General features: G+C 66.4%; 18 protein-coding genes. 1 reads left to right on the top strand and 17 read right to left on the bottom strand.

Annotation, left to right across the window (positions count from 1 at the left end; all coding sequences use genetic code 11):
• Positions 1–32: 32 nt before the first annotated feature.
• The 4 genes from cobF to cbiE are packed head-to-tail and all read right to left on the bottom strand — an operon-like array spanning position 33 to position 3,197.
• Positions 33–797, bottom strand: a complete 765-nt coding sequence (gene cobF / locus OCT39_RS06790; RefSeq protein WP_263586905.1) for a precorrin-6A synthase (deacetylating) — start codon at positions 795–797, stop codon at positions 33–35.
• Positions 794–1,588: a precorrin-4 C(11)-methyltransferase gene (gene cobM / locus OCT39_RS06785; RefSeq protein ID WP_263586904.1), complete on the bottom strand. Its 795-nt coding sequence runs from the start codon at positions 1,586–1,588 to the stop codon at positions 794–796. Before cobM ends, cobF begins: the two co-directional genes overlap by 4 nt.
• Positions 1,588–1,992, bottom strand: a complete 405-nt coding sequence (locus OCT39_RS06780) for a cobalamin biosynthesis protein (RefSeq protein WP_263586903.1) — start codon at positions 1,990–1,992, stop codon at positions 1,588–1,590. Before OCT39_RS06780 ends, cobM begins: the two co-directional genes overlap by 1 nt.
• Positions 1,989–3,197, bottom strand: coding sequence for a precorrin-6y C5,15-methyltransferase (decarboxylating) subunit CbiE (gene cbiE, locus OCT39_RS06775; RefSeq protein WP_263586902.1), 1,209 nt, complete (start codon positions 3,195–3,197; stop codon positions 1,989–1,991). The genes OCT39_RS06780 and cbiE overlap by 4 nt, the downstream gene beginning before the upstream one ends.
• Between cbiE and OCT39_RS06770 the strand changes: the two genes are divergently transcribed.
• Positions 3,196–3,945, top strand: coding sequence for a cobalt-precorrin-6A reductase (locus tag OCT39_RS06770; RefSeq protein WP_263586901.1), 750 nt, complete (start codon positions 3,196–3,198; stop codon positions 3,943–3,945). The two genes, cbiE and OCT39_RS06770, sit on opposite strands and share 2 nt — an antisense overlap.
• On the opposite strand, the gene cobJ is transcribed toward OCT39_RS06770, so the two are convergent.
• The 13 genes from cobJ to OCT39_RS06705 are packed head-to-tail and all read right to left on the bottom strand — an operon-like array spanning position 3,921 to position 20,255.
• Positions 3,921–4,670 (bottom strand): precorrin-3B C(17)-methyltransferase, encoded by a 750-nt coding sequence (gene cobJ / locus OCT39_RS06765; protein WP_263586900.1) that lies wholly within the window; start codon positions 4,668–4,670, stop codon positions 3,921–3,923. The two genes, OCT39_RS06770 and cobJ, sit on opposite strands and share 25 nt — an antisense overlap.
• Positions 4,667–5,392, bottom strand: coding sequence for a precorrin-2 C(20)-methyltransferase (cobI, locus tag OCT39_RS06760; RefSeq protein WP_263586899.1), 726 nt, complete (start codon positions 5,390–5,392; stop codon positions 4,667–4,669). The genes cobJ and cobI overlap by 4 nt, the downstream gene beginning before the upstream one ends.
• Positions 5,389–6,018 carry a precorrin-8X methylmutase gene (locus tag OCT39_RS06755; RefSeq protein ID WP_263586898.1) on the bottom strand — a complete coding sequence of 210 codons (630 nt, stop codon included), beginning with the start codon at positions 6,016–6,018 and terminating at the stop codon, positions 5,389–5,391. The genes cobI and OCT39_RS06755 overlap by 4 nt, the downstream gene beginning before the upstream one ends.
• Positions 6,002–7,159: a cobalamin biosynthesis protein CobG gene (locus OCT39_RS06750; RefSeq protein WP_263586897.1), complete on the bottom strand. Its 1,158-nt coding sequence runs from the start codon at positions 7,157–7,159 to the stop codon at positions 6,002–6,004. The genes OCT39_RS06755 and OCT39_RS06750 overlap by 17 nt, the downstream gene beginning before the upstream one ends.
• Positions 7,156–10,971, bottom strand: coding sequence for a cobaltochelatase subunit CobN (gene cobN, locus OCT39_RS06745; protein ID WP_263586896.1), 3,816 nt, complete (start codon positions 10,969–10,971; stop codon positions 7,156–7,158). The genes OCT39_RS06750 and cobN overlap by 4 nt, the downstream gene beginning before the upstream one ends.
• Positions 10,971–12,071, bottom strand: coding sequence for a cobalamin biosynthesis protein CobW (cobW, locus tag OCT39_RS06740; RefSeq protein WP_263586895.1), 1,101 nt, complete (start codon positions 12,069–12,071; stop codon positions 10,971–10,973). The genes cobN and cobW overlap by 1 nt, the downstream gene beginning before the upstream one ends.
• Positions 12,058–13,446: a cobyrinate a,c-diamide synthase gene (locus OCT39_RS06735; RefSeq protein WP_263586894.1), complete on the bottom strand. Its 1,389-nt coding sequence runs from the start codon at positions 13,444–13,446 to the stop codon at positions 12,058–12,060. The genes cobW and OCT39_RS06735 overlap by 14 nt, the downstream gene beginning before the upstream one ends.
• Entirely contained in the window at positions 13,446–14,033 is a 588-nt protein-coding gene (cobO, locus tag OCT39_RS06730; protein ID WP_106375451.1) for a cob(I)yrinic acid a,c-diamide adenosyltransferase, read from the bottom strand. Before cobO ends, OCT39_RS06735 begins: the two co-directional genes overlap by 1 nt.
• Entirely contained in the window at positions 14,030–15,751 is a 1,722-nt protein-coding gene (locus tag OCT39_RS06725) for an ATP-binding protein (RefSeq protein ID WP_263586893.1), read from the bottom strand. The genes cobO and OCT39_RS06725 overlap by 4 nt, the downstream gene beginning before the upstream one ends.
• Complete coding sequence (locus tag OCT39_RS06720; protein WP_263586892.1) at positions 15,748–16,602, bottom strand: ABC transporter ATP-binding protein; 855 nt, start codon at positions 16,600–16,602, stop codon at positions 15,748–15,750. Before OCT39_RS06720 ends, OCT39_RS06725 begins: the two co-directional genes overlap by 4 nt.
• Complete coding sequence (locus OCT39_RS06715) at positions 16,599–17,576, bottom strand: FecCD family ABC transporter permease (RefSeq protein WP_263586891.1); 978 nt, start codon at positions 17,574–17,576, stop codon at positions 16,599–16,601. Before OCT39_RS06715 ends, OCT39_RS06720 begins: the two co-directional genes overlap by 4 nt.
• Entirely contained in the window at positions 17,573–18,454 is an 882-nt protein-coding gene (locus OCT39_RS06710; protein WP_412031139.1) for a cobalamin-binding protein, read from the bottom strand. The genes OCT39_RS06715 and OCT39_RS06710 overlap by 4 nt, the downstream gene beginning before the upstream one ends.
• Positions 18,444–20,255: a TonB-dependent receptor domain-containing protein gene (locus tag OCT39_RS06705; RefSeq protein WP_263586890.1), complete on the bottom strand. Its 1,812-nt coding sequence runs from the start codon at positions 20,253–20,255 to the stop codon at positions 18,444–18,446. The genes OCT39_RS06710 and OCT39_RS06705 overlap by 11 nt, the downstream gene beginning before the upstream one ends.
• Positions 20,256–20,299 lie beyond the last annotated feature (44 nt).

Below are 20,299 nucleotides of genomic sequence, written 5' to 3'. Positions count from 1 at the left end.
TATGGAAAAACCTTCCAGATGCCTACCGGCACTCAAAGAAGCGGCTCGCGGGCCAGCAGATAACTATCCATGATCCAGCCGTGCTGGTCGCGAAGCGCGGTCCGGCGCTCGAGAATCTGTTGCTCGACGTCTTTCAGGCGCCCTTCGATCAGGCACTGCTTCTCCATGCCAAGATACGCCCCCCACCAGATATGCACGTGCTTATCCTCGAGCACACTGAACGCCCCGCCGCTGTCGAGCAAGACGGCCACGGTTTCGGCATCGGTCGGCCAGCCATTCTCGCGCAGCCGCCGGCCGGTGGTGATATGAACCGCCCCCGCCAGGGCGTTGAGCGGTATGCGGTGCTCGGCGGTGAGCACCTGCAGGCTGGTGATGCCGGGGATGACGTTGACTGTGAGCGCGCGCCCGGCGTCCAGCAGGCGCTTTGCGATGCGCAGGCTGCTGTCGTAAAGCGAAGGATCGCCCCATACCAGCATGGCGGCGCGCCCGCCCTGGGGTAGGTGTTCGTCCAGAAGCTGCGCCCATACCGCGGCAATCGCCGCGTGCCAGTCGTTGACCGCGCCCAGGTACGGCGCCTTGCCATCGCGGGTGGGCAGGTCGAACTCGACGATGCGCGTGGGGCTCTCTTCCTCCAGCAGCTCGTCACAGAGCAGGCGGCGCAGGTCGATGAGGTCCGCTTTTGATTCACCCTTGCGCGGCAGAAGGACCACGTCCGCCGCGTTCAGCGCGCGCACGGCGGCGAGCGTGACGTGCTCCGGGTTACCGGTGCCGATGCCGATAAAGGCGAGTTCGATCACGGCGTGCCCTCCTCGCCGCTGGCAAATGGTGAATCCGCCGATTGGGGCCGAAAGCGGCGATCATAACCGACCGCGTACAGGCTGCTTTCCTGGAAGTCGTCGGATTCGAGCACCGGCCCTACCAGAATCAGCGCGGTGCGCTGGAGCGTGTGGTCGATCAGGGATTCCACCGTGGACAGTCGAGCGCGCACCACGTGCTCGTCCGGCCAGCTGGCCCGCCACACAATCGCCACCGGGCACTCTTTGCCATAGTGCGGCGTCAGGCTTTCTACCACTTGGGCCAGGTTGTGAATGGAGAGGTGAATGGCAAGCGTCGCGCCGGTGCGGGCGAAGTGGGCAAGCGTCTCCCCTTCCGGCATGGCGCTTGCCCGGCCCGGCGTGCGGGTCAGCACCACGGATTGCGCCACGCCGGGTAGCGTCAGCTCCTGGCCTAGCGTTGCGGCCGCGGCGGCAAACGAGGGCACGCCGGGGGTGACGCTATAGGGAATAGCAAGCGCCCGCAGGCGGCGCAGCTGCTCGCCCATGGCCGACCACACCGAAAGATCGCCGGAGTGCAGCCGGGCGATATCCTGGCCTTGCGCGTGGGCCGTCTGGATTTCCTGCATGATCTCATCGAGCGACAGCGGCGCGGTGTTGATGATGCGCGCATCAAATGGGCAGTGCTCGAGAATTTCTTCGGGGACGAGCGACCCCGCGTACAGGCACACCGGGCAGGCGGCAATCAAATCGCGCCCTCTGAGCGTCAAAAGATCCGGAGCGCCGGGGCCTGCGCCAATAAAATGAACCGTCATCATCCAACTCCTTGCAACGCTTTAGTGGCCACCGCGGCCGTGGCCTTTCTATCGTCTGAAACTGTACGCGGGCCCAAAAGCCGCGCCCCGTGGCCTGCGGCCAGCAGCGCCACGGCCTCGGCCACGCTGCCGGTGCCTTTTTCGCGCAGGCTGTAGGCCGAATGCGTCAGCGTGGTGGCGCTGGGGAGTGCTGCATCCGCCACGCCGATTACCGGGATGTGGCGGGCGCTTCCCAGCGCTTGAACCAAAGGCAGCATACTGTGCGCCACCGCCAGCCGGTCGATGGGGCCGTACTCGGCGATCAGCTGATCCAGCGCCTGCGCAAGCGACGCCTGCGTTGCCCGCGAGCGAAAGCCGAACCCGGCAACGGTGTGCGCGGGGCTGACGGCTGTTTGTATGCTCATCGAACGCCGCGCCACTGCACGATCGGGTAGCTGGCTTTCCAGCCCCGCCGCGTGCCCATGGGCGCGGCGTGGGCCAGCTCCAAGCGCAGCAGTTCACCGCCGGCCTGCTGCTGCCAGTGGGCCAGCAGCGCTTCGGATTCCAGCGTGACCGCGTTGGCCACCACCCGCGTGCCGCTGGGCAACACCTGCCATAAGGCGTCCAGCAGTGTTTGGGAAAGCCCGCCGCCGATAAACACCGCATCGGGAAGCGGCGCGTTTTCGAGTACCTCCGGGGCGCGGCCTTCGTTGACGTCCAGCCAATCGACGCCCAGATTGTGCGCATTGCGCCGCGCCCGGGCGGCGCGATCAAAATGCTGCTCGAAGCCGATGGCCTGGTTATCCGGGTGGGCCAGCAGCCACTCGATGGCAATGGAGCCAGAGCCCGTGCCGATATCCCATAGCCGCTCGCCGGGTCTGGGGGCCAGTGCGGCAAGGGTGAGTGCGCGCACGGCCTGCTTGGTGATCTGGCCGTCGTGCTCGAAGAAATTATCGACAAGGCCGGGTGTCAGGGGAAGCGCGGGGCCGTTACCGGCGACTTCAATGCCTACCGCCACCGGGTGGGCGATATTTTCGGGAAGCGCGTCATCCACGCCCAGCGTGCGGATGCGCTCCTCCGCGCCGCCCAGCGCTTCCAGCACATGTAGCCGGGATTCCGCAAAGCCGAATGTTTTAACCAGCGCGGCCAGTTCCGCCACGGCGGCGCCATCGCGCAGCAGCACCAGCAGGCGCCGGCCGCTTTGAAGATAGGGCCGAAGGCGGGTCAAGGGCTTGGCGTGCAGGCCAAGGCAGGTGCAGCGCTCAAGCGGCCAGCCAAGCCGCGCCGCCGCCAGGCTGAAGGTCGAGGGCGATGGCACCGCACTCCATTCACACGCCTCCAGGTGACGCGTTAGGCTGGTACCCGCGCCAAACCAGAACGGGTCATTGGAGACCAGCATGACCACCCGGCGGCCGCGCTCGGCCAGAAGCGCGGGGATGCCCTCAATAAACGGCACCGGCCACTCGCGTATCTGCGCGTTCAGCGGGGGCAGCAGACGCAGGTGGCGGCGGGCGCCAAACACGATCTCGGCACTCTCCAACAGTTCGCGGCTTGCCGCTGTCAGGCCCGCTGTGCCACTCTCCCCCCACCCAAGCAATGTGAGCCAGCAAGCCTTGTCAACTAACGCCATGATAAATGTCCTGATTCTTGGGGGTACCAGTGAGGCCAGCGCCCTGGCTTGCGCCATAAGCAAGCGCGGTATTGCCGCCATCTTCAGCTATGCAGGCCGCGTCAAGGCGCCTAAAGCGCAGCCGCTGCCCACCCGCGTGGGCGGTTTTGGCGGCGCCGAGGGTTTGGCGGCCTTTATCACCCAACAGCGCATCACCCATATTATTGATGCAACCCACCCGTTTGCCTCACAAATGAGCCTTAACGTGCTGGCCGCCGCCCGGCAAACCGGCGTACCGGCGATTGCCCTGACGCGCCCGGCATGGCGGCGTGGCGCTCATGATAACTGGCAGCACGTCGCGAGTATCGAAGCGGCGGCAAGCGCCCTGGAAGGCCCGCCCCAGCGCGTGCTGCTCGCCATTGGCCGCATGCATCTGGCAGCGTTCACCGCCAGGCCCCAGCATCACTATGTGCTTCGCCTGGTTGACGCGCCCACCGCCCCGCCGCCGCTTACACACTTCACCACCACCGTGGATAGAGGTCCCTTCACGCTGGAAGGCGATTTAGCCCTGCTCAAGCACCAGCGAATCGAGCGCATCGTGTGCAAGAACGCCGGCGGCGACGGCGCCCGCGCCAAGCTTAACGCCGCACGCAGGCTTGGCGTGCCGGTCATCATGATCGAGCGCCCGCCGCTTCCCGCCCGGCTTGAAGTGCACGGCGTCGATGAGGTGCTGGCCTGGCTCGATCACTCTGTTGATCGCGGTGTATAAACCAGCGGTGCGCCCTCTCGCTCGATCAACCGCGTCTGTGTTGATCCCACGATCACCAGCGTGCGCATGTCCGCCATGTCGGGCGTGGCCTCACCCAGTATCGTCACGCGGATCGACTCGTCCGGCGTGGACACCGCCCGGGCGAAGATGATCACGCGCTCGGGCTCGCACGCTTCGCGCAGCACATCCAGGGTGCGCTCGAACCCCACCGGGCGGGACTTCGAGCGCGGGTTGTAGAACGCCATGGCAAAATCCGCTTGTGCCGCCAGGCGCAGGCGCTTTTCGATCAGCGCCCAGGGCTTCAGGTTGTCGGATAGATTGATGCAGCAGAAGTCATGCCCCAGCGGCGCGCCCGCGCGGGCGCTGGCGGCCAGCATCGCGGAAATCCCCGGCAGTACCTGAATATCGAGCGCCCGCCACGCGGCATCGCCCGCTTCCAATGCTTCGAATACGGCGCTTGCCATGGCAAACACGCCAGGGTCACCGGAAGATACCACCACCACTCGGCGGCCCTCGTGCGCCATGCGCAGCGCGGCCTCGGCGCGGCGAATCTCTTCACGGTTGTCCGAGCCGTGGCGGGTCAGGCCCGCCCGCGGGGCGACGCGGTTGACGTAGGGCACGTAGCCGACCACGTCCGTGGCCTGGTCGAGCGCGGCCGTGACTTCCGGGGTAATCATCGATTCCGCCCCCGGCCCCAACCCGACGATTTTGACCCAGCCGCTCATGGGCGCCTCCCGTGTCCGTGAATCAGCACGATAGAAAAGTACGGCACTTTGTCGCCGGCATCCTTCAGCGGCACCACGCGCTGGTTCTCCATGGCGGCGTACTCGATCAGCCAGGCGTCGGCCTCGCGCCCGGCACTTTTCAGCGCCCGGCGCAGCTTGTCCAGGTGGCGGCCGATCTTCATCACCACCAGCGCGTCGGTTTGGCGCACGCGCTCGACAAGCGTGTCTTCCGGGAGTGTCGCCATCGCCACGGTGAGCACGTCATCGCCCCAGGTAATGGGGGCGCCAGAAGCGGTCCACGCCGCCGACATGCCGGTAATCCCCGGCACCACGGAAACCGGCACGCGGTTGCGCAAGCGCGTATACAGATGCATGAACGAGCCGTAGAAGAACGGGTCGCCTTCGCACAGCACGACGACATTGCACCCGGCCTCGGTCATCTCGATCAGCTGCGCCACGCTGTGTTCGTAAAACGTCGAGAGCAGTTGATTGTAGCGCGGGTCATCGAAGGGAATTTCCGTGGTGACTGGGTACTCCATGGGTAGCTCGACCACACCGGGCGCCAGCAGGCCCTCGACGATGCTGCGCGCGTGCCCGCGGCGGCCCTTCTTGCGGAAATAGGCGATATGCGTCGCACCACGGATCAGCCGGTCGGCGCGCACGCTCATCAGATCCTGGCTGCCGGGCCCGAGGCCCACCCCAAACACGCAACCCTTGCTCATTCGACACGATCCGCCAGGGCGTTGATGGCGGCCACCGTCACGGCACTGCCGCCCAGGCGCCCACGCACGATGCAGCTGGGAAGCTTTGGCGTGGCAAGCAGCGCCTCCTTGGACTCCGCCGCGCCTACAAAGCCCACCGGGCAGCCGATGATGGCCGCCGGGCGCGGGCAGTCCGGGTCTTCGAGCATGTTGAGCAGATGAAACAGCGCCGTAGGCGCGTTGCCAATCGCCACCACCGCGCCTTCAAGGTGCGGGCGCCACAGTTGTAGCGCCGCCGCCGAGCGTGTGTTGGCCATCTCAAGGGCAAGCGCGGGGGTGCGCTCGTCATTGAGGGTACAGATAATCGCGTTATCCGCCGGCAGGCGCTTGCGGGTAATGCCTTCAGATACCATGCGCGCATCGCACAGAATCGGCGCGCCCGCCTCTAGAGCGGCGCGCGCCTTGTTGACCACGTCATATTGAAAATGGATATGCGCGGCCAACTCGACAAGCCCCGCGGCGTGAATCATGCGCACGGCCACGGTCTCTTCCTCTGCAGAAAAGCGGGCAAGCTCGGCCTCGCGGCGAATGATCGCAAAGGACTCCCGGTAAATCGCCGGGCCGTGGGTTTCATAGGTGTAAGGCACCCAAACTCTCCAGATAAATGAAAACGTCAGACTCGCTCAGCCCGGTAGCCACCGGCGCGCTATCGGCGCGGCCGTCGATAATGACATCAAAACGCCCGTTACGGCCGGTCAGGCAAATGGCGGCCGGTTGCCGCCGGGCGCAGCCCTTGGCGCAGCCGGAAATATGCACGCTGGCGGCGCCCACCTCCTTCAGCCGCTCGGCCAAGGAGTGAGTAGCGACACTCGCCTGCTGGCAAAAAGGCGCGCCGGGGCAGGCGTCCATCACTAGCCGCGGGTCGTCATTCTGAACAATGACCTCGCCAAGCGCTGGCATGGCGGCGGCGCCCGGCTGCTTGATCAGCAGCCTGCGCCAGGGCGTTACCCGCAGGGCGCTCACCGCCTTCGAGGCGACCAGCGCGCGCAGCGTCTGGGCGCTTACCCGCCCAAACGGCAGGCCAGCTACCACGCCCCCCTCATGCTTGCCAATGGCCAGTTTCGCGCCGGGCGGGGCCGGGGGCGTATCTGCCACTGCCCAGGCGGGCAGCGGTGCGCGGTGCCTGGCCATACGCCCCGCCGCCGCGCCGCCGCTTTGCATGAACCAGTGGGTCAGGCGAATCAAGAGCGCCACGGCGGCCTCGGCATCGGTCACCGCCGAGCCCAGCGTGAGGCCCTCCAGGCGTACCAGCAGGCCACCGTCTGCCGAGCGCTCGATGCGAAAATCCGCGGGGCTATCGCGCAGCACCGGCGCGGCGCCCGCGTCGATGGCGATGCCTACCTTGGCGGGCATTTCGGCAAGCTCCGCGCCCCGTGCCTGCAACTGCCGGGCGATGGTGTGGGTGGCGTCCCCCGCTTGCCACGCCGGGGCCAGCATCAGTTGGGGCTGGCGTTCGGCCTCACTGCTGTCGCTCACCAGCTGATGCTCGATGAGAAACGCCATCAGCGGTGGCCAGCTGGCCTCGGTCACGCCGCGCAGCTGAATATTGGCCCGGCGGGTCAGTTCGAGCAAACCGCTGCCGAAGCGCTCGGCGGCCTCACACAGCGCCAGTGCCTGTGTGCGGGTCAGCTCGCCCAGCGGCGGGCGCACGCGCACAAGCCACCCGTCACCGGTGGCCATGGGCCGCCAGGCGCCGGGGCACCAGCCCTTTACTTGCGGCTCGCTCATGGGCCGCCCCGCTCTCGGGCTTCGTCCATTTCCAGCAGCAGGTCTTCAAGGGCGGCGCCGTGTTCGCCGGGCGCCTGCCACATGTCGCGCTGGGCGGCTTCCAGCAGGCGCTCGGCCATCTCTTCAAGGGCTGCCGGATTGTGGTCGCGCAGAAACTGCTGGTTGGCGGGGTCGAGCACCAAGGCGTCGCTGACCTGGGCGTACTGGTAGTCGGCCACCAGGTCGGTGGTCGCGTCATAGGCAAACAGGTAATCCACCGTGGCGGCCATTTCAAACGCGCCTTTATAGCCGTGTTCGCGCATGGCGTTGATCCACTTGGGGTTGAGCACCCGCGAGCGGATCACCCGGGCAAGCTCTTCTTGCAGCGTGCGAATCCTGGGTACCGCCGGGTTGGCGTGGTCCGCGTGGTAGATCACCGGCGCCTGACCGGCAAGCGCGCGGCTGGCATTGGCCATGCCGCCCTGAAAGGCGTAGTAGCTGTTGGAATCGAGGATATCGTGCTCGCGGTTATCCTGGTTCTGCATTACGGCGTCCAGCCCCTGAAGCTGCTGCTCGAAGGCGCCTCGCGCGGCGGTGCCGGAATCCGCAAACTGGCCGTAGGCGTAGGCCCCGGCGCCCAGGTAGGCCTCGGCCAGGTCATCGGCGTTTTCCCAGCTGCGGTTCTCGATCAGCCGGTTAAGGCCCGCGCCGTACTCGCCGGGCTTGCTGCCGAAAATGCGATAGCGAGCTTCTTGCGCTGCCTGCTCGGCGCTCAGGCCTTCGTCTTGCAGCGTTTTCTGGCGCGCCATCACCGCCTGGCGGATGGTGTTGCTGTCGCCGGGCTCTTCGAAGCTCGCCACCGCCTGCACGGCGGCATCGAACAGGCGGATCACATTGGGAAACGCATCGCGGAAAAAGCCGGACACCCGCAGCGTCACATCCACCCGCGGGCGGTTCAGCAGCATGGAAGGAATCACCTCGAAATCGATCACCCGCTGGGAGCCCAGCGACCACTTGGGCCTCACGCCCATCAGCGCAAAGGCCTGGGCGATGTCGTCGCCGCCGGTGCGCATGGTGGCGGTGCCCCAGATGGAGAGTCCCAGCCGGCGCGGGTAGTCGCCGTTATCCTGCAGGTAGCGCTCGACGAACGCCTGGGCGGACTTTTCGCCCAGCTTCCAGGCGGCGGGCGATGGAATCGAGCGGTTGTCCACGCTGAAGAAGTTACGCCCGGTGGGCAGCGTATCCAGCCGCCCGCGGCTGGGGGCGCCGCTGGGGCCGGCGGGTACGAAAAGGCCGTCAAGGCCATCGAGCAGGGACTGAATTTCCAGCGACACGCCGCGCTGCATGGTCGCCCACAGCGTGCGGGCAAAGCGCAGCTGCTCCGCCGTGGCGGGGTAATTTGAGGTAAGCGCTTCAAGGGGGCGGTCACCCAGCACGTACTCGTTGACCCAGCATTCGGCCAGAAGCTCCAGGCGCTCGCGGGTGTCCGCGCCGGTGCGCCAGGGGGCACCCAACTGCTCGGCAAGAATAGCGGGCCTGGCGCCCTGCCACGGCTCGCTGCCGGCGGCCAGCGGGTCGATATCGAGCGCCAGGTCGCAGGCGAGGTTGTGCAGCAGGCCACGGCTTGCCACGCCCTCGCCTCTTGGCAGGCGCAGCAGCGCCACCAGTGTGCCCGCGCGTTTTTCACGCGGCGGCGGCGTGCCCAGAATGTGCAGGCCGTGGCGGATCTGGGCTTCCTTGATATCGCACAAGAAGGTATCCAGGGCGTTGAGTATCTCGGCCTCGCACTCACCGTTCACCGCATGGGCGAGTTCCCGGTCGATGCCGGTGTCGCGCAGGTGCGCAAGAATCTGGCTGCGAATCAGCGCCTCGCGCCGCGGGTCCATATCCAGCGCCTGGTAGTACTCGTCACACAGCGCCTCCAACTCGGCCATGGGGCCGTACAGCTCGGCGCGGGCCAGCGGCGGCATCAGGTGGTCGATGATCACCGCCTGGCTTCTGCGCTTGGCTTGTGCCCCTTCGCCGGGGTCGTTGACGATGAACGGATAGAAGTGGGGCAGCGGCCCCAGCGCAATATCCGGCCAGCACTCGGCGCTGAGCGCAGTGCTCTTGCCCGGCAGCCACTCGAGATTGCCGTGCTTGCCCACGTGAATCACCGCGTCTACCCGGTAGTGTTCGCGCAGCCACAGGTAGAACGCCAGATAGCTGTGCGGCGGCGCCAGCTCCATATCGTGGTAGGACTGGGTCAGGTCCTCGATAAAGTCGCGCTCGGGCTGAATGCCTACAAAGGTGTCCCCAAGGCGGATACCCGAGATCATCAGCCGCCCCTGGCGGCACTTGGGGTCGTCTTGCGGCGCTCCCCAGCGCGTCCATATGGTGTTCTGGAGCGTAGCGGGCAGGGTTTGAAACCAGGCTAGATACTCCTCAACGCTGATGCTTTGCCAGCAGGCGCGCTGATCGAGGCTGCCGTGGTCGTTGGTGACCGCGCCTTGCAACCGGCGGATCAGCTCGTCGCCGTCCGCGGGCAGCTCGTCCACCGGGTAGCCGGCACCCTGCAGGGCGCTCAGGATATTCAGCGTCGAGGCGGGCGTATCCAGCCCTACCCCGTTGCCGATACGCCCGTCGCGGTTGGGGTAGTTGGCCATGACCAGGGCGATGCGTTTTTGCGCGTTGGGCGTTTCACGCAGCCAGCAGTAGCGCCGGCCAAGCTTTGCAACGAACGCCGCACGCTCCGGGTGCAGGGCGTGGTGAGTAATCGAGAGCTGGCAGCGCTCGTTAAAAAAGGCCTCGGCCTTGAAGCCCACGGCCCGGGTGATCACCCGCCCGTCCATTTCCGGCAGCACGATCTGCATCGCCACATCGCGGCTGTGCAGCCCAGCAGCCATGCCCTGCCAGTCCTCCACCGTGCTGCTGGCCAGCATCGCCTGAAGCACCACGGGCCGGCCGATGAACAGGCTATGCATTTCATCGCCCAGCCCGTCGGTTTCATCGGCGTTGCGATTCACCGAAAAGCTGGTGGTGTTGATGATCAGCGAGGCGCCGGTCTGCTCGATGAGATGATTGGCAAACTCGATGCACGGCCCCTCCTTCAGCGAGGCCACGGCCACCGCCAGCGGCGCCAGCCCTTCGGCCTCGAGTGCGGCCAGCATGCCGTCGATCACGCCGGTGTTGGCGCCCTGCAAATGGCTGCGATAGAACAGCAGCAGGCACACCGGCCGGCCGTCTTCATACTGCTTGCGCCACTCGCTGAGGCTGGCCGCCGGGCGGCTCGATTCACGTTCCTGCGGGGCGTAAATCACTGCCGCCGGAATCACCTTGGGCTCCTGCCAGGCAAACGCACGGCTTAGGCAGTGGCTGGCAATAAAGCGCAAAAGCCCTTCGGCGTTATCTACGCCGCCTTCACGCAGGTAGCGCCACACGCGGTAGGCGTCATCGAAGCCGATGCTCGAGTCTTCCAGCAGCGCGTCATCCGGCGCGTCGCAGCCCGGCACCAGTATCAGCTGGCGCTCCGGCTTCGCCGCCGCCCAGGCCAGCAAGCGCTCATGACCATACTGCCAGTAGCCCTTGCCACCTAACAGCGACACCACCACCAACCGGGCCTTTTCCAGCACCCGATCTTCGTAGAGATCATACGCCGCCGGCTTGATCAGGTTCATCCAGTTGGCCAGGCGCACCGAGGGGTACGCCTCCCCCAACCGCTCGGCGGCCTGAGCCAGCGCCGAAAGATTGCTGTCGGCGGCGGACAGGATGACGATCTCGGCGGGGCTTTGTTGAAGATCGACGATACCTTCATCGTCGACAAAGCCTCCGGGCTTGGCGGCAAATAGATGCATTAAGGTGTCGCCGCAGTCTCGGCAGCGGCCAGCGCCTCGTGCAGGTCGGTGCTATCAAGCCCGCGGCCGATAAATACCAGCTGGGTCTGGCGCGGCTCGTCCTGGCGCCATAGCCGGTCGAAGTAGCCCTCAAGACGCTCACCCACCGCCTGAATCACCCGGCGCATGGGCTTGCCGGGGATAGCGGCAAAGCCCTTGGCGCGGTAGATCTCGTGGCTTTTCAGCAGCGCCTGCAGGTTGCTTTCAAGGGCGGTGGCGTCTACTTCGCCCAGGGTAATCACGCAGGAATCGAAGTGGTCGTGGGCGTGGTCGTGGTGTGCGCCTTCGGCGTGGTGCTTGTCGTGATGATTGGTAATCTTGTCGATATGCGCTTCACTGGCGGCGCCAATGCCCATCAGGGCTTCCAGCTGGGCCGTATCAGTGGCCTGGGTCTGGTCGATAAACAGCGTCTTGACCGAGGCCGGTACCCGCGCCTGCACCAGCGCTTCCACCCGGGCCTTTTCATCGACACTCAGCAGATCGGTTTTGGTCACCAGGACTAAATCCGCCGCGCTTAACTGATCATCAAGAAGCTCTTGCAGGCTGGGGTCATGGTCCAGACTGTCATCCGCCAGACGCTGGGCGGCGACCTTGGCTTCGTCGCTGGCAAAGCGCCCGGCGGCCACGGCGGGGCCGTCGATCACGGTAATGATGGCATCCACGGTGCAGTGCTGGCGGACGTCCGGCCAGTTGAACGCCTGCACCAAGGGTTTTGGCAGCGCCAGGCCGCTGGTCTCGATCAGGATATGGTCGATATCGCCGCGCCGCTCGACGAGCTTTTTCATCACCGGCAGAAACTCTTCTTCCACGGTGCAGCAGATACAGCCGTTGGCGAGTTCATAGATGCCGTCGTCACCCTCGAGCGCTTGGCCTTCACCGGGCTCACAGTCGAGGGCGCAGCTGCGCAGCAGGCTGGAGTCGATATCCTGCTCGCCGAATTCGTTGACGATCACGGCGATCCGTTTGCCGGTGATCTGGCGCAGGATATTGGCAAGCAGCGTGGTCTTGCCGCTACCCAGAAAGCCAGTCACCACCGTGGCGGGAATTTTATTTAACTGCATGAAAGGATTCCTCAATATGGGAGCTTGCGGCCGTGGCCTGCGCTGAATCGTTGCCGGGAGCGTGGCTGAAAAGACGCGCCACCGCGGCCGGGTTATTCGGGAAAAACAGGTGCAAGTAGGTCGCGGTCAGGCGGCCGGCCCGGTAGATCGGCTCGCCAGGTGCGGGGTGGCGCTGACGGCGCCCGTAAGCGATGGGCTCAGGCGTTTGCCCGGCCATGGAACGATGGTGGGCATGGCCGCGAATGGGTCCTTCGGGCAGCTCGGCGGTCTGCATACCCTGGCAGCCTCGGCGCCCGCGCATGGCGCCGTGCCCCGGCAGTAAACCGAGCATGGGGTGCGTGTTCTCCGCATAGTCGGTGAGCGTTTCCAGGCTATACAGCATGCCACCACACTCGGCGAGAATGGGGTTGCCCGCGCGAAAGAAGCCTCTAATGGCATCGAGCATGGCGGTGTTCGCCGCGAGCGCCTGCGCGTGAAGCTCCGGGTAGCCGCCGGGCAGCCACAGCGCATCGCACTCGGGCAGGTCGGCATCGGCAAGCGGTGAGAAAAAGCGCACGCGCGCGCCCATCTGCGCCAGTACATCCAGGTTGGCCTGATAGATAAAGCTGAACGCCGCATCGCGGGCCACGCCTATCGTATGCCCGGTCAGTGCCTGCGGCACCGCAGCAAGCGCCTCGGTCGGCGCACTGAAACTGATCGGCGAAAGCGTGGCCAGCGCGTCCAGCAGCCCCGCGGCTTCCAGCGCCTGCGCCGCAGCTTCAAAACGAACTTCCAGCTCAAAACGAATCTCTTCGGCCTGCACCAGCCCCAGGTGGCGCTCGGGAAGTGTCAATTCAGGGTCACGGGGTACGGCGGCCAAGAACGGTAGGGTGTCAGGCAGCGCGCCTTCAATCAGCTCCCGGTGGCGCTGGGAGCCGCAATTGTTGGCAATCAGCCCGGCAACATGGATATCGTCACGAAAGCCAGCCAGCCCCGTTACCAGCGCGGCGGCGGTTTGGGCCATGCCTTTGACATCCATCACGATGGCCATGGGAATGCCAAACAGCGCGGCCAGATCGGCGCTGGATGGCTCGCCGTCATGAAGGCCCATGGCGCCTTCCACCAGAATCAAGTCGGCCTCGATAGCGGCTTCATAAAAGCGCTGGCGGCAGTAGGCTTCACCGGCCATCCATAAGTCGAGCTGATCAACCGGCTGGCCGGAGGCCTGGGCGAGAATCTGCGGGTCGAGATAATCCGGGCCGGTCTTGAACACCCGCACCACCTTGCCCTGATTGCGCAGCAGCCGCGCAAGCCCGGCGGTTAGCGTGGTTTTGCCCTGGCCTGAGGCGGGGGCCGAAATAAACAGCGCGGGGCAGCTGGCAGAAGGTTGGTTCATCAGTATTCGATCCCCGCTTGCGCCTTGACGCCGCCGCGAAACGCGTGGCGCTCGTCTTGCACGATGCTGATGGTGTCGGCGATCTCCTGAAGCGGTGTAGCCATGGTGCGTCCGGTGATGATCACGTTCTGGTGCGCCGGGCGGCGCTGTAACGCCTCGACCACGGGGGCGGTATCCAGGTAGCCGTACTTGAACATGTAGCTCATTTCATCGAGCACGATCAGCCCGTACTCCGGGTTCTCGAGTAACCCCTTGGCCACGGCCCAGGCGGCCTCTGCGGCCTCGATATCCCGCTCGCGGTCCTGGGTTTCCCAGGTGAAGCCGTGGCCCATGATGTGCCAGTCGAGCCTTGGGTGGTCGCGAAAGAACAGGTACTCGCCGGTCTCGCGGCGACCCTTGATGAACTGAATGACGGCGCAGCGCTGGCCGTGGCCCAGAGAGCGCGCCATGGTGCCGAAGGCGGAGCTGCTTTTGCCCTTGCCGTTGCCCTTCAGGAGAATCAGCACGCCGCGCTCCTGCGTCGCCTGGCTGATGCGCTCATCGACCACGTCTTTCTTGCGCTGCATGCGGCGTTGATGGTCCGTCATGAAAACTCCTTGATTGGCAGTGTGCAGTAGCGTGCGTCAAGCTCTCGGGCAAGCCTTGCCCCCTGGCCGCGCTTGACTCTGGCGCCTTCGGTATCCAGCACCAGGCAGTCGCCTGGCGGCGCCAGACCCACAAGGGACTCCCGGGTGCGGCCGTCGGTAATCAGGTAGGTATGAATGGCAAGGCCCGGCTCGCGGCGCTGCCACTGGCGCACCAGCTGGCCTGCCTGAACGATCATGGCGCGCAGCGGCGTGCCGCCCCCGCCCTCCGCCGAATCGAGCCGGGCTGCCAGGCTCTTGGGCGCGCGCTGGCGGGGCAGCAACGAGGTGATGGTGTCGTTGCCGAAGCCAAACACCGCCATCTGCTCGCGCCCCAGATACGCTTGGCGAGCAAGTGACTCGACCCAGCCCTTGGCACGGCCCAGCAGGCGCTGGCCCAACGTCGAGCCAGACGTATCCAGCAGCACCAGGTGCACCTTCGGCTGCCCGGCCCGCGACGGGCGGTAGCGGAGTGTTTGCCAGGGCCAGGCGCCGCGGTTGGCGGCAAGCGTGGCAAAGGTATCCAGGTGCGGCGCGGGAGGCAGCGTGCGTGTGTGCGCCCCTTGCCCCCACTGGTGGCCCTTGCGGGCGCCGCCTTCGGCAGCGCCGCGCTTACTCCCCGGCAGCATTGGAGCTTCAGGTATGGTCGCCGCTTCCGTCTGCCGGGTTTGGTTAACGGGAGGCATCGCACCCCACTGCCCCGCCTCGCCCGGCTGCCCCGCGCCGCTGCCTGCTTGAGCCTTGCTGCCAGTGGGCGGCGAGCCGCCGCCGCTCTGTTCAGAGGGCGGAGCAGGTGGCGGATTGTTTGAGGCGGGCGGCGTCTCTTCCCGGGTGCGCCGGTGTGAAAGCACCCAGGGGGCGACGGTGTCGATATCGGTTTGGTCGATGGCCTTCTGGCCCTGCCAGGCGGCGTGGGCCTGGACGGCGCGGTGCCAGGTCACGTCAGCGCGCAGGCCCTCGACGCCCGCCGCCTCGCAGCGCCTGGCGATCTGCTCGTATACCCAGTCCGGGGCGCTTACCGCGTCGAGCCGCTGCCGGGCGCGTTCGATGCGCTGGGTCAGCGAGCGCTGCTCGGCGTCAAAATCCGCCGCGTAGCCTGCGGGGTCACGGTCGAACGCTTCGCGCTGGCGCACGATGGCGATGCGCTCTTCCACGCTGATCGAGGCCGGCTGCTCCAAACAGAGGCCGAAGCGGTCCAGCAGTTGCGGGCGCAGCTCGCCTTCATCCGGGTTCATGGTACCGATCAGGCCAAAACGCGCCGGGTGAGAGTGGCTCAGGCCGTCGCGCTCGACGATATTGACGCCGCTGGCGGCCACATCGAGCAGCAGATCCACCAGGGTGTCGGGCAGCAGGTTGACCTCATCGACGTAGAGCACGCCGTTGTGCGCCTTGGCCAGAAGCCCTTCGTGAAAGGCGGCCTCGCGCTCGGTAAGCACTTTCTGAATATCCAGGCTGCCGGTCAGGCGCTCCTCACTTGCCCCGAGCGGCAGCGTGACAAACGGCGACGGACCAAGGCTCGTGGCCGGCAGGATGGCGGCCAGCGCCCGGGCCAGGGTGGATTTGGCGCTGCCCCGCGGGCCGCTGATCAATACCCCGCCGATGCGCGGGTTGACGGCGTTGAGCAGCAGCGCCGTCTTGAGCGCGTGCTGGCCGACCACGGCGGCAAAAGGGAACGGGGTCATGGGTGCCTCCAGGCACTGTCAGAAAGATCCGTGGAAGGTGCGGCGCGTTCCACGCGCGGCATGTAGACCGGCGCGCCGTCCATTTGCGCAACGCTCAGGCGCTGACGATAAAGCCGCTCCAGAGCGCCCAGCGTCATCACCTCGTCGCATCGCCCGGCGAGGGCCTCGCCGTCCGGGTAGAGCAGCAGAACGTGGCTGCACCAGCGTGCGGCCAGGTTGAGATCGTGCAGGCACATCATCACCGCACGGCCCTGGCGGGCCTCGACGCTTATCAGCGCCATCACCGCGCTTTGATGGTGAAGGTCCAGGTGGTTGGTCGGCTCATCCAGAAGCCACACGGCAGGGTTCTGGGTCAGCACGGTGGCCAGCGCCACGCGCTGGCGCTCACCGCCGGAAAGTGTGGAGACCGGGCGCGATGCGAGCGCTTCAAGATCGAGCGCGCTCAGGGCCGACCGCAGCCGCTCGATATCCTCGAGGCTTTCGCGCTGCCAGAGCGACAGGTACGGGTGGCGGCCCATCATCACGGTCTCGGAGACCGTGGCGGGGAAACCGTCCATGCGCTCCTGAAACAAGAGCCCCAGCCGCCGGGCGATAGACCGACGCCTGAGCGAGCCAAGCGGTTGCCCATCCAGGCATACGCGTCCCGTGCGCGGCGCGGTGAGGCCCGCCAGGGTGTGCAAAAGCGTCGTCTTGCCCGCGCCGTTGGGGCCGAGCACCCCCCACACCTGACCAGGTTCGAGCGCGAACTCCATCGCTCCACCTGCGCTTCTGCCGGGGATGGCAAGTTTCAGGCCCTCTGCCTCGAGCCGTGGCGCTTTCGCCTCGGGCGCTTTCGCACCACGCCGGTTCATGGGCGGCTCCGGTACAAGAGCAGCAGGAAGGTGGGCACGCCGAGCAGCGCGGTGATGACACCGACCGGCAGCTGCTCCGGGGCAATCAGCGTGCGCGCGAGCGTATCGGCCAGCAGCAACAGCGTGCCGCCAGCCAACGCGCAGGCGGGCAGGATACGGCGCTGGTCGTTGCCCAGCACCAGGCGCAGCATGTGCGGCACGACCAGCCCCACGAAGCCGATGCTGCCGGCGGTGGTGACCGCCACGGCGGTCAAAAGGCTTGCCAAAAGATAGATGCCCCACTCGAAACCACGCACGGTCACCCCCAGGGCGGCGGCCTGCAGCGAACCACGGGCGAGCACGTTGAGGCTTCTCCCCAGCGGCCACAAAAGCGCGCAGGTCAGCAGTAAAACGATCAGCGGCGGCCAGGGCGTGCGCGCGTAGGCAAGATCGCCCATCAGCCAGTAGAGCATGCCCGGCAGGCGCTCGGCGGGGCTCATGGCGAGCATCAACGTGACCAGCGCCCCCCAGCCCGAGGCCACGACCACGCCGATGAGCAGCAGTCTCGCCGGCGTCCAGCCGCCGCGGCCCTGAGCGAGGCCAAACACCAAAAGCGTTGAAAGAAGCGCCCCGGCAAACGCCGAGCCGGTCACCAGCAGTCCCCCCAGGCCCGCCAGCATCGCGCCAAGCGCCCCGATGCTGGCCCCGCCGGAAAGCCCGAGCACGTAGGGGTCGGCGAGCGGGTTTCGCAAGAGCACCTGCATCAGCGCCCCCGCCACGGCGAGCAGCCCGCCCACGGCAAAGGCGGACAAGGCGCGTGGCAGGCGAAGATCGAACACCAGGGTATGAGCGAGGCTATCGCCCTCCCCGAACAGCGCCTGCATGAGCTTTGCCACCGACAGCGAAGCGCTGCCGGTGGCGAGCGCCAGCAAAAGCGCGGCCAGGGCGAGCGCCGTCAGCGCCACGGGCCAGAAACTCAGGGAGCGGCCATTCACGGCGCATCTTCCCGGGCCGTCGCCAGATGCCCGCAAAGAAGCCTCGCCCCTTCAGCCAAACGCGGCGTGGGCCGCTGAAGGAGGGACGGCGGCACGAAGTAGAGGTGATCGTTTTGCACCGCACGAAGCTCGGGGTACCGGGTCCAGTGATCGAGCCAGTCGCGGTTCTCCTCGCCCATGCCGCCGGCCACGATCACGGCCGGGTCGGCGGCGAGCACCGCCTCGTCATCGAGGCGCGGCACCAATCTTCCCAGCTCGCCAAACACGTTGCGCCCGCCGCACAGGCGGATCACCTGGCCAATCAGGTGTTCGTCGTTGACGCTCATCAGCGGTGAGTCCCACACCTGGTAGAAGGTATCGACCGACGCTTCCCCTGCGTACTGCGCCCCGAGCGCGGCCATGTCGCTTAAAAAGCGCTCTGCCACGCGGCGACCTTCCGCTTCGGTGCCGGCAAGCGTGGCGAGGCGCTCGATGGCGCCGGCCACGCCGTCGACGCTGCGCGGCTCGATATAAAACACCGCCATATCGAGCGCTTCCAGCGTCTCGAGCTGCTCGGCGGGGTTGCCGGTCACCCAGCCGATGGCCAGATCCGGTTCGAGCGCGACCAGCGCTTCCAGATCGAGCCGGGTATGGCTGCCGACCGAGATAACGTCTCGAGCCTCGGGCGGATAGTCGCTGTAAGAGACCACCGCGACCACGCGATCACCCGCGCCGGCGGCATAGACGAGTTCCGTCGCGCCAGGCGAAAGCGCGGCGATACGGCTGGCAGGCGCGCTCAGGCACACCTCGCGATCCAGGTCATCGAGCGCGCACACTTCGGCCCGAGCGGCGCTAACGCAAAGCGCCGCCGCCAACCCCACAAGCCATTTATTGACCAAAGTTGACGCTCAGAAACGCCGCGCGCCCGGCGTTGATGTAGTCGGCGCCGTCGAACGAGCGCGTGGTGACGTAGTCCTGATCCAGGGCGTTTTCCAGCGTCACCCGGGCGCTCCACAGCGGTGCGAATTCCCAGCCGGCGCGCAGGTTCACCAGGCCATAACCGGCCAAGCGATCCTCGTTAGCCGCATCCCGGTAGCGGTGGTTCTGGGCAATCCAGGAGCCGCCGGCCGAAAACTCGCCAAGCTCGCGGTCCACGTCCAGGCGCAGACTCTGGGTCGCGCGGTTCTGCAAACGGTTGCCGGTGGCGCGGTTTTCCGGGTCGGTGTAGGTGAGCGCTGCGGCAACCGTCCAGCCGCCCTGCTCCACGCCGCCGGAAAGCTCGGCGCCGCGAATGCGCGAGGTCGGCACGTTGAACTGCTCGCCTTGCCCTGCGATCAGGTTGTCGATGTCGGTCTGGTAGAGCGCGGCGTCCCAGAAGAAATAGGCGTACTGGCCGCGGGCGCCGAGCTCCACGGTTTCGGAGGTCTCGGATTCCAGATCCGGGTTGCCGAAGTCCGGGTAGTAAAGCTGGTTATAGGTCGGCGCGTTGAAGGCGGTGCCGACGCTCGCCCGCAGGGTATGGTTCGCGTCGAGGTCGAAGCCGAGCGCCACGCTTCCAGTCACCTCGTCGCCATAGCTTTCGTTGTGATCGAAGCGGGCGCTGGTTTGCAGGGTGAACGGGGCGAAATCGAAAAGCGCTTGGGTGAAGGCGGCGGTGTTGTCGCGGCTCGTCTCGTCGTAATCGACGGTGCTGTCGATGCGGTCTTCGCTCTGCTCGACGCCGGCAATGAACTCGTGAGCCCCCACGGTGAAGGTGTTTTCAAGCCGCGCGGTGCGGATGGTCGTATCGAAGGTGGAGTCGCCGAACTCGTCAACGTTATCGCTTTCGTCGCGGGCCTCGGAAAGTGTCACCCGCGAGCGCCAGGCATCCCCCACCGGAAGCTCGGCATAGACGCCGGCGATCTGCTGGACAAAGTCGTTCTCGCCGCCGTCGTATTCGTTGTTGCCGCGTGCGCGCAGCGCCAGTACGCCGGCCTCGCCCCCGTTATCAAAGGTGTGCGACACCCGGGCGAGTGCCGTGGTGTTGTCATAGCCCTTATCGTCACCGCTTCGGCGCACCGGCACGCCGTCGGTGTTGAAGTGGCTCGCCGCGAAGCTATAGCGGGTGCCGCCCTCTGACCCACTGAGCCCTGCGCTTGCGCGCGCCGTGCCGAAGGAGCCGCCGCCAAACGAAAGCCGGGGCTGCGGGCCGTCGCCCTCCTCCGGGGCGTGGGTGAAGAGCTGTACGACACCGCCGATGGCGTCCGCCCCGTAAAGGCTTCCTTTTGGTCCGCGCACGATTTCGGCGCGCTCAAACAGGCGCGGGTCGAGACTTCCCCAGGCCGCCCCGCCGCTGGTGGCCGAGCGCAGACGAATGCCGTCGATCAGCAGCACGTTCTGGCTGCTGCCGGTACCGCGAAGAAACACGCTCGCATTCTTGCCGAAGCTGCCGTTGCTGGAAACGTCGACCCCGGGCTGGCCACGCAAGAGGTCCGTGACGCTGACAGGATCCTGCCGGCGAAAAGTGGCCTCATCGAGCACGGTGACGGATGAAAGGCTTTGATTCGCGGTGCGCGGGGCAAGGGCCGCGGTTACGACCACCGGGTTGAGCGCCTGCTTCTCCTCGGGAGTGTTCGAAGACACCGTTTGGGCGTGAACGGCCAGCGGCAGTGCGGCGAGCGCAAAGGCGGCAAGCCCCAGGGTGGGTCGCGCGTAGGTCATGATAAGCCCCTTGAGCCGTGCTCACCCGCACGGCCGATTTTTTT

Origin of the sequence: Halomonas sp. GD1P12, from assembly GCF_025725645.1 — a bacterium.
Classification (GTDB): Bacteria; Pseudomonadota; Gammaproteobacteria; order Pseudomonadales; family Halomonadaceae; genus Vreelandella.
The sequence above is the reverse complement of the archived record's forward strand: the minus strand, read 5'-3'. Positions and strand labels throughout refer to the sequence as shown.

Bases quoted from the DNA above. Each gene is read 5' to 3' on its own strand.
- cobM (WP_263586904.1), bottom strand. From the start codon at position 1,588: ATGACGGTTCATTTTATTGGCGCAGGCCCCGGCGCTCCGGATCTTTTG.
- OCT39_RS06780 (WP_263586903.1), bottom strand. From the start codon at position 1,992: ATGAGCATACAAACAGCCGTCAGCCCCGCGCACACCGTTGCCGGGTTC.
- OCT39_RS06770 (WP_263586901.1), top strand. From the start codon at position 3,196: ATGATAAATGTCCTGATTCTTGGGGGTACCAGTGAGGCCAGCGCCCTG.
- cbiE (WP_263586902.1), bottom strand. From the start codon at position 3,197: ATGGCGTTAGTTGACAAGGCTTGCTGGCTCACATTGCTTGGGTGGGGG.
- cobJ (WP_263586900.1), bottom strand. From the start codon at position 4,670: ATGAGCGGCTGGGTCAAAATCGTCGGGTTGGGGCCGGGGGCGGAATCG.
- cobI (WP_263586899.1), bottom strand. From the start codon at position 5,392: ATGAGCAAGGGTTGCGTGTTTGGGGTGGGCCTCGGGCCCGGCAGCCAG.
- OCT39_RS06750 (WP_263586897.1), bottom strand. From the start codon at position 7,159: ATGAGCGAGCCGCAAGTAAAGGGCTGGTGCCCCGGCGCCTGGCGGCCC.
- cobN (WP_263586896.1), bottom strand. From the start codon at position 10,971: ATGCATCTATTTGCCGCCAAGCCCGGAGGCTTTGTCGACGATGAAGGT.
- cobW (WP_263586895.1), bottom strand. From the start codon at position 12,071: ATGCAGTTAAATAAAATTCCCGCCACGGTGGTGACTGGCTTTCTGGGT.
- OCT39_RS06735 (WP_263586894.1), bottom strand. From the start codon at position 13,446: ATGAACCAACCTTCTGCCAGCTGCCCCGCGCTGTTTATTTCGGCCCCC.
- cobO (WP_106375451.1), bottom strand. From the start codon at position 14,033: ATGACGGACCATCAACGCCGCATGCAGCGCAAGAAAGACGTGGTCGAT.
- OCT39_RS06725 (WP_263586893.1), bottom strand. From the start codon at position 15,751: ATGACCCCGTTCCCTTTTGCCGCCGTGGTCGGCCAGCACGCGCTCAAG.
- OCT39_RS06720 (WP_263586892.1), bottom strand. From the start codon at position 16,602: ATGAACCGGCGTGGTGCGAAAGCGCCCGAGGCGAAAGCGCCACGGCTC.
- OCT39_RS06705 (WP_263586890.1), bottom strand. From the start codon at position 20,255: ATGACCTACGCGCGACCCACCCTGGGGCTTGCCGCCTTTGCGCTCGCC.